Origin of the sequence: Streptococcus infantis (genome assembly GCF_047460825.1) — a bacterium.
Taxonomy (GTDB): domain Bacteria; phylum Bacillota; class Bacilli; order Lactobacillales; family Streptococcaceae; genus Streptococcus; species Streptococcus infantis_V.
On the sequence record NZ_JASHFO010000004.1, the window covers coordinates 34,944 to 48,482 of the forward strand.

General features: G+C 42.5%; 12 protein-coding genes and 1 pseudogene. All 13 read right to left on the reverse strand.

All coding sequences use genetic code 11. The annotated features are described in order from the left end of the window. Window positions 1–34 precede the first annotated feature (34 nt). The gene (locus QM911_RS02135; protein ID WP_049504000.1) at window positions 35–1,165 is read right to left on the reverse strand and encodes an ABC transporter ATP-binding protein; all 1,131 of its coding nucleotides are present in this window, start codon (window positions 1,163–1,165) and stop codon (window positions 35–37) included. A 113-nt stretch (window positions 1,166–1,278) separates the two neighbouring features. Then, a complete protein-coding gene (locus QM911_RS02140; protein WP_414312961.1) occupies window positions 1,279–2,148 on the reverse strand; it encodes a helix-turn-helix domain-containing protein in 870 nt (289 codons plus the stop codon). A 2-nt stretch (window positions 2,149–2,150) separates the two neighbouring features. Continuing rightward, window positions 2,151–2,537 (reverse strand): Mini-ribonuclease 3, encoded by a 387-nt coding sequence (locus tag QM911_RS02145; protein ID WP_045763483.1) that lies wholly within the window; start codon window positions 2,535–2,537, stop codon window positions 2,151–2,153. Further along, window positions 2,530–3,873, reverse strand: coding sequence for a cysteine--tRNA ligase (gene cysS, locus QM911_RS02150; RefSeq protein ID WP_414312997.1), 1,344 nt, complete (start codon window positions 3,871–3,873; stop codon window positions 2,530–2,532). Before cysS ends, QM911_RS02145 begins: the two co-directional genes overlap by 8 nt. A gap of 228 nt (window positions 3,874–4,101) precedes the next feature. Then, window positions 4,102–4,863 carry a nucleoside phosphorylase gene (locus QM911_RS02155; protein ID WP_414273942.1) on the reverse strand — a complete coding sequence of 254 codons (762 nt, stop codon included), beginning with the start codon at window positions 4,861–4,863 and terminating at the stop codon, window positions 4,102–4,104. Window positions 4,864–4,866: 3 nt separating this feature from the next. Then, entirely contained in the window at window positions 4,867–5,733 is an 867-nt protein-coding gene (locus QM911_RS02160; protein ID WP_070459809.1) for a GNAT family N-acetyltransferase, read from the reverse strand. An 11-nt stretch (window positions 5,734–5,744) separates the two neighbouring features. Then, the gene (cysE, locus tag QM911_RS02165; protein WP_414312962.1) at window positions 5,745–6,362 is read right to left on the reverse strand and encodes a serine O-acetyltransferase; all 618 of its coding nucleotides are present in this window, start codon (window positions 6,360–6,362) and stop codon (window positions 5,745–5,747) included. A 15-nt stretch (window positions 6,363–6,377) separates the two neighbouring features. Beyond that, window positions 6,378–8,600: a polyribonucleotide nucleotidyltransferase gene (gene pnp, locus QM911_RS02170; RefSeq protein ID WP_414312963.1), complete on the reverse strand. Its 2,223-nt coding sequence runs from the start codon at window positions 8,598–8,600 to the stop codon at window positions 6,378–6,380. A 474-nt stretch (window positions 8,601–9,074) separates the two neighbouring features. Further along, window positions 9,075–9,941: a methylenetetrahydrofolate reductase [NAD(P)H] gene (gene metF / locus QM911_RS02175; protein ID WP_414312964.1), complete on the reverse strand. Its 867-nt coding sequence runs from the start codon at window positions 9,939–9,941 to the stop codon at window positions 9,075–9,077. A gap of 62 nt (window positions 9,942–10,003) precedes the next feature. Beyond that, window positions 10,004–12,253 (reverse strand): 5-methyltetrahydropteroyltriglutamate--homocysteine S-methyltransferase, encoded by a 2,250-nt coding sequence (gene metE / locus QM911_RS02180; protein ID WP_414312965.1) that lies wholly within the window; start codon window positions 12,251–12,253, stop codon window positions 10,004–10,006. Between the two features lie 243 nt (window positions 12,254–12,496). Next, the gene (locus tag QM911_RS02185; RefSeq protein ID WP_414312966.1) at window positions 12,497–12,859 is read right to left on the reverse strand and encodes a TIGR02328 family protein; all 363 of its coding nucleotides are present in this window, start codon (window positions 12,857–12,859) and stop codon (window positions 12,497–12,499) included. Beyond that, the gene (locus tag QM911_RS02190; protein WP_414312967.1) at window positions 12,843–13,247 is read right to left on the reverse strand and encodes a YbgA family protein; all 405 of its coding nucleotides are present in this window, start codon (window positions 13,245–13,247) and stop codon (window positions 12,843–12,845) included. Before QM911_RS02190 ends, QM911_RS02185 begins: the two co-directional genes overlap by 17 nt. A 22-nt stretch (window positions 13,248–13,269) precedes the next feature. Continuing rightward, window positions 13,270–13,539, reverse strand: a pseudogene (locus tag QM911_RS02195) (HigA family addiction module antitoxin); the annotation flags it as partial.

Below are 13,539 nucleotides of genomic sequence, written 5' to 3' on the forward strand. Positions count from 1 at the left end.
AAACTCTAGTAGTGCTCATTGATTAAAATCTATCTTAGTAAACTGTTCTTTCAGTTTCTACGTCGAAGAAGTGTGCTTTGTTCAAGTCAAATCCAAGTTCAACTGTTGCACCTGCTTGCAAGTAGTCACGAGCGTCAACTTTTGCAACGAACTCATCTTTACCAACTTGGCAGTATAGGTGAGATTCTGAACCGAGCAATTCTGATACAGAGATAGTTGCTTTCACAACTGATTCTGGGAATGTTTCAAGGAAAGCAGGTTCTGCATTTACGTCTTCTGGACGGATACCGAAGATCAATTCTTTTCCTTCGTAGCCTTTTTCACGAAGAACTTTCAAAGCACCTTCTGGAACTTTCAAAGTAAATCCGTCAGCAACAATGCGGTCACCGTTCAATTTAACGTTGATGAAGTTCATAGCTGGGCTTCCGATGAATCCTGCTACGAATTTGTTAACTGGGTTTTTGTAAACTTCTTGAGGAGTACCGATTTGTTCAACACGTCCGATAGTACCAGTACCAGCAGGGTTTTTAGTTGCTGACATGATAACGATACGGTCTGCAAGTGTCATCGCTTCTGTTTGGTCGTGAGTTACGTAGATAGTTGTAGCTCCGATACGACGGTGGATTTTAGCGATTTCAGCACGCATTGATACACGAAGTTTAGCATCCAAGTTTGACAAAGGTTCGTCCATCAAGAATACTTTGGCATCACGGACGATTGCACGACCCATGGCAACACGTTGACGTTGACCACCTGAAAGGTCAGCTGGTTTACGATCCAAGAATTCTTTCAAACCAAGAATTTCAGCTGCTTCTTGTACACGTTTGTCAATGTCTTCTTTGCTGTATTTACGCAATTTCAAACCGAAGGCCATGTTATCGTATACAGTCATGTGTGGGTAAAGAGCGTAGTTTTGGAATACCATGGCAATGTCACGGTCTTTTGGAGCCACGTCGTTGACAACCACGCCATCGATAGATGCAGTACCTTCTGTGATATCTTCAAGACCTGCAATCATACGAAGAGTAGTTGATTTACCACATCCTGAAGGTCCTACGAAAACGATAAATTCTTTATCTTTGATGTTCAAGTTGAAATCTTCAACTGAATAGTGTTCGCTATTTGGATATTTTTTGTAAATATTTTTAAGATTTAATTCTACCATTTCGGTGAACTCCTTTTGTCATTTGATAGTTTTATTATAGATGAAAACGCTTTACATTTCTATGGCAAGGTGACCAAAAAAATAAAAAAGTTCTGTGCAACTTGCACAAAACTTTAGATTATATCTGGTAAAATCAACTGATAACACAAGGTCAAATCTGTCAATTCTTTCAACTGCAGTCCTGTCAGTTCTTCCCACTTATCAATCTTGTATTGGAGAGAATTGCGATGCAGATAGAGCTGCTGTGCTGTTTTAGTCAGGACTGCACTGTTTTCCCACAGTGAAAGGATGATTTCCTGAATCTGATCCTGGTCCACAATCATCTGATGCAGATATTCCTTGATAACTCGGAGATCCACAATTCTTTCACCCATACTCCAAAGATAGAGTTGAGAAAAAGTATGGAATCCTTGATGACCTTGACGCCACCAGTTTTTAAACAAGTCACGTTCTGCTTTGATGAGATCTGACAGAGCCTGATGTCCTGTCTGTGACCAGACCTGACCTAACATGATGGATAAACGTACTCCAAAGTCATATTCTACGGCTTCCAAGGTATCTGTCAGGATTGAGCGAACGGATGTATACTTATCCTGTTGGAGAACAAAAATGTAATCCTGCGCTCCCACCTGAAGCACCGTTTGACAATTTGGAAAGAGGGTTCCCATCATCTCTAACCAAGACGTTAAATTCTCCTGTTGAAAATAAGATAGGTGACAATAGACAAGCTGCAATTTTTTAAAGTTTTGCGGTGCTTGTCCTTTGCCTTCAATGAGATAACTATACCAGGGGTTGAGGGAAATGGTTTGCTCCTGTTTGGTTAAGAGAGCCACCAGTTGTTTTTCACGCTCACTAAGACTAGCTTCCTCAAGCAAAAGCCACTGATAATTTGACAGAGGTAGACTTAGATAACCCTCTTTATAAACTGGCTGATCTAAGATTTTACCATCAGGAAACCAATCCAGTAGTTCTTTTGCAATCATTTCTAGCCCTCCACTTTTTGGATGCACCAAGAAATCAAGGTTTCTAGGCGTTCCACATTTTCAGTCATATGAAGATAGCCCATGACCGCTTCAAAACCAGTAGACATACGATAGGTCACCACATCCGCATTCTTAGCCTTGGTATGACTGTTGGTATTGCGACCCCGTTTATAGATTTCTTCTTCTTTTTCCGTTAGGACTTCTTCTTCCAGCATGAGAGAAATCAAATGTGCCTGAGCCTTGGCCGACACATACTTGGTTGCCTCTTGGTGAAGTTTATTGGGCTTGGTCATGCCTTTAAGAATGAGATGGCGGCGAATATACATAGAATACACCGCATCCCCTTCAAAAGCTAGAGCAATCCCATTAATGAGATTGACATCAATCACGTGTCCACCTCACTCCATCCTTGGTGTCAAGTAATTTAATCCCTTGTGCAGCTAGTTGGTCACGTATTTGGTCAGCTGTCGCAAAGTCACGATTAGCACGCGCTTCTTGGCGTTTTTGAATCAAGGCTTCAATCTCTTCATCCAAATCTTCCTCAACAAAGACCACTCCAAAGACTTCTAACATCGCCGCAAGAGCTTCCTTAACGGCTGCATCATAGTTACCTGAATTGATCCATTTGGCCATTTCAAAGACAACTGTGATTCCGTTAGCTGTATTGAAATCCTCATCCATGGCCGCTACAAACTTATCTTTAAAAACCTGTAACTCTTGAGCATCTACAGTTCCAGAAAATGGTTGCTCGTAAGTGTTCTTCAAATACTTGAGATTAGTCTCTGCATCACACACTGCTTTTTCTGTAAAGTTGATAGGCTTACGATAGTGCTGAGTCGCAAAGAAGAAACGCAATACTTGACCGTCGATAGTTTTGAGAGCATCGTGTACCGTAATGAAGTTTCCCAAAGACTTAGACATCTTGACATTGTCGATATTGACAAAGCCATTGTGCATCCAGTAGTTGGCGAAGGTCTTGCCTGTTTTAGCTTCTGACTGGGCAATTTCATTTGTATGGTGAGGGAACTCAAGGTCTGCTCCACCACCGTGAATATCGATGGTATCTCCTAAAATCTCAGTTGACATGACTGAACACTCGATGTGCCAGCCTGGGCGACCTGGTCCCCATGGACTATCCCAAGAAATCTCACCTGGTTTGGCAGCTTTCCAGAGGGCAAAGTCCACAGGATTTTCCTTACGAGCTGTTTCCTCATCTGTACGACCTGAAGCTCCTAGCTCCAAGTCTTCCAAGGTTTTATTGGCCAACTTAGCATAGTTATGAGATTTTTCTACACGAAAATAGACATCTCCTTGACTCTCATAAGCATAGCCCTTTTCAATCAAGTCTTCTACAAAGCGGATGATATCAGCCATAAACTCGACTACACGAGGATGACGAGTCGCAGGTTTAACACCCAAAGCCGTCACATCTTCACGAAAGGCAGCGATATACTTGTCCGCTACTTCCTGAGGTGTGATACCTTCTTCCTTGGCACGGTTGATAATCTTATCATCCACATCAGTGAAGTTGGAAATGTAGGCTACTTCATAGCCATGATATTCAAAATAGCGACGAATGGTATCGAAGGCTACTGTTGAGCGGGCATTCCCCACGTGGATATAGTTATAAACTGTCGGCCCACAGACATACATCTTAACCTTGCCGTCCTCGATTGGGACAAATTCTCGCAAATCACGAGACATGGTGTCATAGATTTTAATCATAAAATAATAGTCAGGAAAGCTAAAATTCATAAACAGATAGTTTCATAACTAACTGTTCAACGAAATTTTAGTCCGATTGCCTGTCACAAATCGGATTTCCTTGCTCCTTTCTAAACATAAAAGAAGAATACAGTAAAAAGATGAAGGGAGTCGCTACGGAAGTTTTATTGCTATGTTTTCCGTTAGGCTCCCTTCCTTTCTTGTTTCAAATTTATCGTAAAGACTAGTCTAAACTAACTCTTGAGCAATGACTAGGGCAATCTCAAAGAAAGTCATAGAATCCGCTTTTCTATCCTCGCGTCTAGCATCCCATTCATGATTGTGATGGTCGACATAGTCAGCTGTGTAGAAAAATTGATAGACATTGGCTTGTCGATATTGGGCCCAGGCCATGATAGCTGAAGCTTCCATATCTACAACTCTAGCTCCTGCCGCTAGTCTTCGTTTGACTTTAGCAGCTGTCTCACGATAGAAGGCATCTGTGGTCCAAGACTTTGTTCGAATGTGCTCAATACCAGCTTTATCCAAGGCTTTTTCCATAGTCAAGAGTAGAGATCGCTCATAAGCTATTTCATCACTTGCTGGAGCATAGTGATAACTAGTACCTTCATCACGTAAAGCCGAGCTTGGTAGGATAATCTTATCTGCTTGAATAGACTGGTCTAGAACTCCGCAAGATCCCAAAACAATAAAGTTCTTAAATCCTCTTGCTTTGAGTTCTTCCAAAAGTCCAACAACCATTGGAGCTCCAATCGTAGCCATAGCAACTGCTACCTTACTCCCATCTTTTTCATAGATATACCATGGCAGTTTGCCATTTAGATTGGTAAGATAGCCACCTTCGTAGACACCATCTATCTGCTTTACACGTTCAAGGATTTCTCCATTAAAAGACAAGATTATGGTATCACAAACTTCTCCACCACTAAGGAGACTTCGATCAGTTGGCTCGATGACAGCAGGTACATTTTCAAATTCTTCTAATAGCATTTATTACTCTTTCGCATTCAGATAAACCACCTGGGTCTGTTTAACAAAGCCAATCTTTTCATACAAACGTTTGGCACCTACATTGCTATCTTCCACGGCAATCTGAAACTCCTTGTCATTTTGCTCAATCAGTTTGTTGACGAGGGATTTTGCTAAGTAGCTTCCATAGCCTTTTCCACGTTCAGGTTCCGATATTGCTAAACCGTAGAAGTAATTCGTATCGCTTGATAAATCAACCGTGCAAGTTCCAATAACCTGGCCGTTTTTTAATAAAATATATAAGCGACTTTCTGGATCTTTCAGAGCTTCAGCGACATATCTATCCACAACTTCTCTAGATTCATGCTCCTCTGAAAATACCTGAAATTTTAACTGACTAATTTGATCCTGATACGAACAATCTGCTAACAAAACTTCAAGATTGGAAAGTTTTGCTAACGGATAAGGTCTTCTATCCTTACCTAACCAAGTTTCTGTCTCTTCATCCTCAACCAGTCCCCAGTTGCTAACAAAATCAAGATGGCGGTCTAGAAAAACACGCTCTGTCTGAAAAGTGACTGAATGAATCGGAAAAGAAGCTGTTTCTCTCTCAAAACTAGTAAACAATGCACGCGCAATTCCTTGACGGCGATGATCTGGATGAACCAGTATTGTCACTTCCACATCTTGATCATCTGCATAAACCGTTAATAGGCCAACAAGTTCGCCTTTTTCGTAATAAAGGAAAAAGGCGGGCATGTTTGGGTCAAAATTAAGCATGTTAGAGAGATAGGGATCACGATAGGTACCGTCATAGTTTTGGCAACAGTTAATTAGTTTTTTCGCCTCAGATAACTCCTCTTGGCTTAACTTGTTTCTTGCTTGAATCATATAGGTATCCTCTACAAACCAGACGAACTGTGACTGGCATCTCTCGCCTGCTCAAGTTTATTGACGTAGTATTCCCGTTTTACTTCAACTTCGTGAATGGTTGGTTCATCCTTTTGCCCATGCACTCGGACAATCTTGGCAGGAATACCGACAACCGTTACATCACTAGGAACATCTGCTACGACAACCGCTGCAGCACCGACTTTGGCATTTTCACCGATTTCTACAGGTCCAATGACTTGAGCATGAGCAGAGATGAGAGCTCCTTTACGAACGGTCGGATGGCGTTTGCCAACATCCTTCCCTGTCCCGCCAAGAGTTACCCCGTGGTAGAGAAGAACCCCTTTTTCAACGATAGCCGTCTCCCCAATTACAAGACCTGAACCATGGTCGATAAAGACTCCAGAGTCGATTTGAGCACCTGGATGAATCTCAATCTGAGTCCAAAAACGCCAAAACTGGCTGTGCATGCGAGCTAAAAGCTTGAAGCCGTGCTTCCAGAGAAAATGGGAGAGACGGTGGGCAGCCAAGGCCTTGACACCAGGATAGGTCAGCAAGACTTCCAAGGTAGTGCGAGCTGCTGGATCATTTTCTTTTACGATATCAATGGTTTCACGCCACCATCCCATACATTTCTCCTTTTCTTATTCTGAGTCTTTTGGTGTTTCTGTAGTTTCTTTCTTAGGTTTGTGGTCCTTGTGGTGGTGACGAGGACGATCTCCATGACGAGGACCTTTATCCCCTTTTTCTTCTGAACGTTCAGGTTTTGGCGGACGTGGCAAGAGTGCCTTCATAGAAGCATCTACACGACCTTTTTCATCAATCTTGATAACCTTAACATCAACTTCATCCCCGATTGCTACCAAGTCTTCGACATTATTGGTACGTGTCCAAGCCATTTCAGAGATGTGTACAAGGGCATCTGTCTTGTCAAAGAGGTTGACAAAGGCACCAAATTTCTCGATACGAACCACTTTGGCATGGTAGACTTCATCCACTTTTGCTTCACGAACCAAACCAGCAATGATTTCTTTGGCACGGTTAATGGCAGCTTGGTCGCTCGAGTAGATAGACACGTTTCCTTCTTCGTCGATATCAATCTTAACGCCTGTTTCAGCGATGATCTTATCGATGGTTTCTCCACCCTTACCGATGACAATCTTAATCTTGTCCACATCAATCTTAATAGTATCAATTTTCGGTGCAGTTGGAGCCAATTCTGGACGAACTTCTGGAATCGTTGCTTCAATGACATCAAGGATTTCAAAACGAGCTTTCTTGGCTTGAGCAAGAGCTTCAGTCAAGATTTCTGCAGTAATCCCTTGAATTTTGATATCCATTTGAAGGGCTGTAATCCCGTCACGAGTACCTGCAACCTTAAAGTCCATGTCTCCAAAGTGGTCTTCCAAACCTTGAATATCTGTCAATACGGTGTAGTTGTTTCCATCTGAAATCAGACCCATGGCAATACCTGCTACTGGTGCCTTGATTGGCACACCACCAGCCATAAGGGCAAGAGTACCCGCACAGATAGATGCTTGAGATGAAGAACCATTTGATTCCAAGACTTCTGCTACCAAACGGATAGCGTATGGGAATTCTTCCAAGCTTGGCAATACTTGAGCAAGAGCACGCTCACCGAGAGCACCGTGACCAATTTCACGACGACCAGGCGCACCATAACGTCCAGTTTCACCAACAGAGTATTGTGGGAAGTTATAGTGGTGCATGAAGCGTTTCTTGTACTCTGGATCCAAACCATCGATGATTTGCGTTTCACCCATTGGCGCCAAAGTCAAGATAGAAAGAGCCTGAGTTTGTCCACGAGTAAAGAGACCTGAACCATGTACGCGAGGAAGGTAGTCCACTTGTGCATCCAAAGGACGGATTTCATCGACCTTACGGCCGTCAGGACGAACCTTGTCTTCTGTGATCAAACGGCGCACTTCTGCATGTTCCATTTGTTCCAAGATTTCAGCCACATCACGCATGATACGGTCAAATTCTTCGTGGTCTGCATATTTTTCTTCGTAAACTGCTGTGACTTGGTCTTTCACTGCTTGAGTTGCAGCTTCACGCGCCAATTTTTCTTCAACTTGAACAGCTTTTTGAAGGTCGCTGTTGTAGGCTGCGATGATTTCAGCTTGCAATTCAGCATCTACATGAAGCAATTCTACTTCTGCTTTTTCTTTTCCGACTGCCGCAACGATTTCTTCTTGGAAGGCAATCAATTCTTTAACGGCTTCGTGTCCTTTAAGAAGGGCTTCCAACATGATTTCTTCTGACAATTCTTTGGCACCAGACTCTACCATGTTAATAGCGTGCTTGGTACCAGCTACTGTCAATTCAAGAAGCGATTGCTCTGCTTGTTCTTGACTTGGGTTGATGACGATCTGGCCATCCACATAACCCACTTGTACCCCAGCGATTGGTCCGTCAAATGGAATATCTGAGATAGAAAGTGCCAATGATGAACCAAACATAGCTGCCATTGATGCAGATGCATTTTCATCGTAAGAAAGGACTGTGTTGATTACTTGCACTTCATTACGGAAACCTTCCGCAAACATTGGACGGATTGGACGGTCAATCAAACGCGCTGTCAAAGTCGCATCTGTTGAAGGACGTCCTTCACGTTTCATAAAGCCACCAGGAAATTTCCCAGCCGCATACATTTTTTCTTCGTAGTTGACTTGAAGTGGGAAGAAATCACCAGTTGCCATCTTCTTAGACATAACGGCAGCAGTCAAGACAGTTGACTCACCGTAACGTACCACAACAGAGCCATTTGCTTGCTTAGCAACCTGACCAGTCTCTACGATCAACTCACGACCAGCAAAAGTCGTTTGAAACACATGTTTTGTCATTTTAATCCCCTTTGGATTGATAAAATTATACGCCTTGCCTACAAAGATCAAGATACAAATCATTAGAAAGGTTTGATACTAAAGCATCTAAACCTTTCACGCTAATCGCTATCATGCGATTAGCTAAATGCTTTACTAACTCTCTCGTCAAATAATATCGATTTGACTCGCTCGTGTCGCTCTTTCCTACCGTTAGTCATCAGAAAGATTTGATGCTAAAGCATCTAAGCCTTTCACGCTAATCGCTATCATGCGATTAGCTGAATGCTTTACTAACTCTCTCGTCAGATATCATCAATTTGATTCGCTCGTGTCGCTAAACCTTGCAGTTTGAATGCATTGTATTATTTAATACCCTCATCTTTGTATCAAGTACGTACAGAGTCTATTTTATCATATTTTTCTTAAAAAGTGCGGCCTTTTCTATTAAAAAGGAACCATTCCTCCATGAAAAGAAGAATGGTTTGCTTTTTATTATCCTAAAGACTGGTGATTGAACAAGGCATGGGTTGCTTGGTGGATATATTGGGCAGTTTCTGCATTGTTCATAGTGTAAAGATGCACACCTGCTACGTCTTGCGTTACCAAGTCCACGATTTGGTCTACGGCATAGGCAAGTCCTGCTGCTCTGAGTGACTCAGGGTCATTCTCATACTTGTCCAAGATAGCCTTAAACTTACGTGGAAGATGAATATTCTCACAAGTCTTCAAGAGACGAAGCGCTTGGTTACGGTTGAGGATTGGCATGATCCCTGCATGAATCGGCACATCAATTCCAGCCAAGGTACATTTGTCTTGGAAATCGTAGAAACGCTCATTGTCAAAGAAAAGTTGCGTTACTAGACTAGAGCATCCTGCATCCACTTTTTTCTTAAGATTTTGGATATCTGAGATTTGGTTTGGCGAATCCGGGTGCCCTTCTGGGTAACAAGCTCCAACAATATCAAAGTGTGGGGCCTGCTCCTTGATGAATTCAATCAGGTCTGTCGCGTAACGGAAATCTTTTTGAGGCTCAACATCTGGAATGATATCTCCACGCAAAGCCAAGATTTTCTGAACCCCAACCTTATCCAAATCTGCAATGGTCTCAGCCACCTTATCCTTAGTCAGATAAATAGCTGGCAAGTGAGCAATGGTCGGAATCTCCAAGTCATTTTGGATATAGTCTGCCAAACGAACCGTCGTCTCTTTGATATTAAATTTATTATTGCTGGCAGTCACACTGATAAAGTGTGGGGCCAAGTCCTGCATATCTTTCAGGGCCGCAATAATTTTGTCATTGCCTACTGCTGGGTTTGGAGGGAAAACTTCAAATGAGAGGGACGGTGTTTGACGTGACATATTTATGAACCTTTTCTAGTTGATTTCTTACTGATCAGCCGTATAGGGAGAACTGTCTTTTCTTACAATTTCTCACGCGCAGCTTTGGCAGCTTCTACAAGGCGGATCAAGCTTTCTTTCGTTTCTGGAATACCACGTGTTTTCAAACCACAGTCAGGGTTGATCCAAACTTTTCTGCTTGGAACTTTAGCAAGGATTGCTTCGATGGTGTGGTCGATTTCGCCTTCATTAGGCACACGAGGTGAGTGGATATCGTAAACCCCAGGTCCAACTTCTGTTTGGAAGTTTTTCGCTTTGAGTTCGTCCAAGATTTCAAGATTTGAACGGCTAGCTTCAAATGAGATAACGTCTGCATCCAAGTTGTCGATAGCTGGGATGATATCTGTAAATTCTGAGTAACACATGTGAGTGTGGATTTGTGTGTCTGGTGCTACTGTTGAGTGTACCAAACGGAAGGCTGGAATAGCCCAGTCAAGGTAGTCTTCGTACCAGTCGCTACGACGAAGTGGCAATTTCTCACGAAGAGCAGCCTCGTCGATTTGGATGATTTTCACGCCTGCAGCTTCAAGGTCAAGCACTTCATCCTTGATTGCAAGAGCGATTTGAAGAGTAGAATCCTTGATAGAGATGTCTTCACGTGGGAATGACCAGTTAAGGATGGTAACAGGTCCAGTCAACATACCTTTAACAGGTTTGTCAGTACGGCTTTGTGCGTAGCTAGACCATTTGACAGTGATCGGGTTGAGACGAGTCACATCACCCCAGATGATTGGTGGCTTAACCCCACGCATACCGTATGATTGTACCCAACCATTCTTAGAGAAGAGGTAACCTGACAAGTTTTGACCGAAGTACTCAACCATGTCATTACGCTCGAATTCACCGTGTACAAGCACGTCAAATCCAACTTCTTCTTGCCATTTGATCCATTCGTCGATGGTTTCAGCAAGGAAAGCATCGTATTCTTCTTGTGACAATTCACCCTTACGGAAGGCCAAACGTTTAGCACGAACTTCCTTGGTTTGAGGGAATGAACCGATAGTTGTTGTTGGAAGAGCTGGAAGTTTGAATGCTTCTTCTTGGATAGCTTCACGTTCAGCAAAGGCTGGCAAACGAGTGTAGTCTGCGTCAGTCAATCCAGCGATACGAGCACGAAGTTCCGCATTTTCACCAACACGTTCAGTCGCAAAGAGTTCTTTGTTAGCTGCAAGTGCTTCTGCACCTTGACCGTTGCGGATAGCATCCAAGTCACGGATCTCATCCAATTTTTCAACTGCGAAAGCAAAGTGGTTCAAGATAGCTGGTTCAAATTCTTCATTAGCAGTTGTAAATGGCACATGAAGAAGTGAACATGAGCTAGTCAAAACGATGTTTTCGGCTGGAATTTGCTCAAGAACAGCCAAGCTCTTTTCGTAGTTGTTGCGCCAGATGTTCTTACCATTGACAATACCTGCATAAAGAGTCTTGTCAGCTGGGAAGCCACCTTTAACGAGTTCAAGAGTTTTCTTACCTTCAACGAAGTCAAGACCGATAGCATCTACTGGCAATTTGACAAGGTCAGCGTAAACGTCACGAACGTCACCGAAGTAAGTTTGAAGCAAGATTTCAAGACCTTTTTTGTCAGCCAATAGTTTGTTGTAGAGGTTCAAGAAGAGGGCTTTTTCTTCAGTTGTCAAATCTTTTACAAGAGCAGCTTCGTCCAATTGGATACGAGTCGCACCAAGTTCAGCCAATTTCGCAAAAACATCTTGGTAAGCAGCTACTAAGCTATCTACGAAGTCTTCTGCTTTCACACCTTCTTCAAAGTCTGACAATTGGAGGAAAGTGAATGGACCTACAAGGACAGGACGAGTGTTGAGACCAAGTTCTTTAGCTTCTTGGAACTCATCAAAAATCTTGTGACCTGCAAGTTTCACTTGAGTGTCTTTTTCAAATTTAGGAACGATGTAGTGGTAGTTAGTATTGAACCATTTCTTCATTGGAAGGGCACGAACATCCCCTTTTTCTCCTTGGTAACCACGTCCCAAAGCAAAGTAGCGTTCAAGATCTGACAATTCCAAGTTTTGAACAGATGCAGGCACTACGTTGAAAAGGAAAGCTGCATCTAGGAAGTTATCATAGTGAGAAAAGTCATTTGATGGGATTTCAGTGATGCCTTTTTCTTTGACGATGTTCCAGTGTTTTGCACGCAATTCTTTCGCAGCAGCCAAGAGTTCTTCTTCTGAGATTTCTTTTCTAAAGTATTTTTCAGTTGTAAATTTTAATTCGCGGAATTCACCCAAACGAGGGAAACCGATAATTGTAGTTGACATGTTTTGTCCTCCAAAAATTGTTGTTGAAACTATCTTAACAGAAAAGAAAGCGTCTGTATAATTGTAAAAAATTAGGCTTTGATATAGTTTGAAACTATATCACTTTTCAACGCACAAAAAAAGATTTGGAGAAGATTCCCCAAATCCTTTGGTAGACAATGATTAACATATTTTCAAGATAGGCATGTTCATAGTCAAACTTGAGTAAACTGAGAGTTGACTATAGCTTGGTATTAGAAAAGACTATAGGTCGATCCCCTTGTCACGGAGATTTGCCAGACACTCCTCATAGTACGCATGATCATGCTCACTATAGATAGGACTTTTCAGCTTTTCCTCTGCTAAGTCTTGATAAGGAGGACAGGTCTTCCCACGGTAGTACTTGTCCAGCCACTCTGGACTGACCTTGTAGCCACGGTCTGCCATCTCCTCCATGATCAAGCGATGATAGGCATAAAGACGATAAGGCGAGTGGGTAAAGACATAATCAACCGTCGCATGCTTTCTGCCCCAGCCATTGCCACGAAGGGCACAACACTCTCGATGTTGCCCCAAGAGCTGAGGACGGGGAAGTTGTGAAATCAAAGCCTCATTCCAAAGTCTCATGGGAGTCTCCTTTCAGCAAGGTAGAATGTTGCAGATATGCATTTGGGTAACGTTCAAGCAAATCTCTCGTCTTAGCAATCAAGTCTTGCTTAGAAGCTTGACCAAAGCGATAGCGATCCAACAAGAGCATATAATCTCTGCGCTCGTCAAGGCTAGCTTGCTTTTTAAAATAGCCCCAAATATGCTGAAAAGCGTTGCAAACCTGACCCCTGTGTTCTGGAATCTGGCAGGCACGGTCAATCATCTCTTGAACCTGACTCAGCTCCACCACTTTTTGCTTGAGATACTGGCGAATGTCCTTGTAAATATTGCTAGAATGACTCAAAACAAGGTATTTGTTTTCCGCCCAGAGTTGCTGACAAAGGGCACGTTGGTTGTTGTTATTCATATCTGACATTATACCATGTTTACTCTAAGAACTCTGCCATTTTTACATCGTAAGCATTTTGAAGATTGAGCCAAGTTTTCATCGAAATTTTGGTAAATTTCTCTAACTTCTGAGCAATCTCATTACTAATTGACTGCTCACCTTTCACTAATTTTCTGATCATCTTTGGCGATACCCCCAACTTCTCCGCAAATTCTTTTTGCGTTAGGTTATAATCTTCAATCAACTCACCAACATATTGACCTGGATGAAAAGCAATCAGGTCTTTGTATTCAACAATTTTATTAGTCAT

Bases quoted from the DNA above. Each gene is read 5' to 3' on its own strand.
- QM911_RS02135 (WP_049504000.1), bottom strand. From the start codon at position 1,165: ATGGTAGAATTAAATCTTAAAAATATTTACAAAAAATATCCAAATAGC.
- QM911_RS02140 (WP_414312961.1), bottom strand. From the start codon at position 2,148: ATGATTGCAAAAGAACTACTGGATTGGTTTCCTGATGGTAAAATCTTA.
- cysS (WP_414312997.1), bottom strand. From the start codon at position 3,873: ATGATTAAAATCTATGACACCATGTCTCGTGATTTGCGAGAATTTGTC.
- QM911_RS02155 (WP_414273942.1), bottom strand. From the start codon at position 4,863: ATGCTATTAGAAGAATTTGAAAATGTACCTGCTGTCATCGAGCCAACT.
- QM911_RS02160 (WP_070459809.1), bottom strand. From the start codon at position 5,733: ATGATTCAAGCAAGAAACAAGTTAAGCCAAGAGGAGTTATCTGAGGCG.
- cysE (WP_414312962.1), bottom strand. From the start codon at position 6,362: ATGGGATGGTGGCGTGAAACCATTGATATCGTAAAAGAAAATGATCCA.
- pnp (WP_414312963.1), bottom strand. From the start codon at position 8,600: ATGACAAAACATGTGTTTCAAACGACTTTTGCTGGTCGTGAGTTGATC.
- metF (WP_414312964.1), bottom strand. From the start codon at position 9,941: ATGTCACGTCAAACACCGTCCCTCTCATTTGAAGTTTTCCCTCCAAAC.
- metE (WP_414312965.1), bottom strand. From the start codon at position 12,253: ATGTCAACTACAATTATCGGTTTCCCTCGTTTGGGTGAATTCCGCGAA.
- QM911_RS02185 (WP_414312966.1), bottom strand. From the start codon at position 12,859: ATGAGACTTTGGAATGAGGCTTTGATTTCACAACTTCCCCGTCCTCAG.
- QM911_RS02190 (WP_414312967.1), bottom strand. From the start codon at position 13,247: ATGAATAACAACAACCAACGTGCCCTTTGTCAGCAACTCTGGGCGGAA.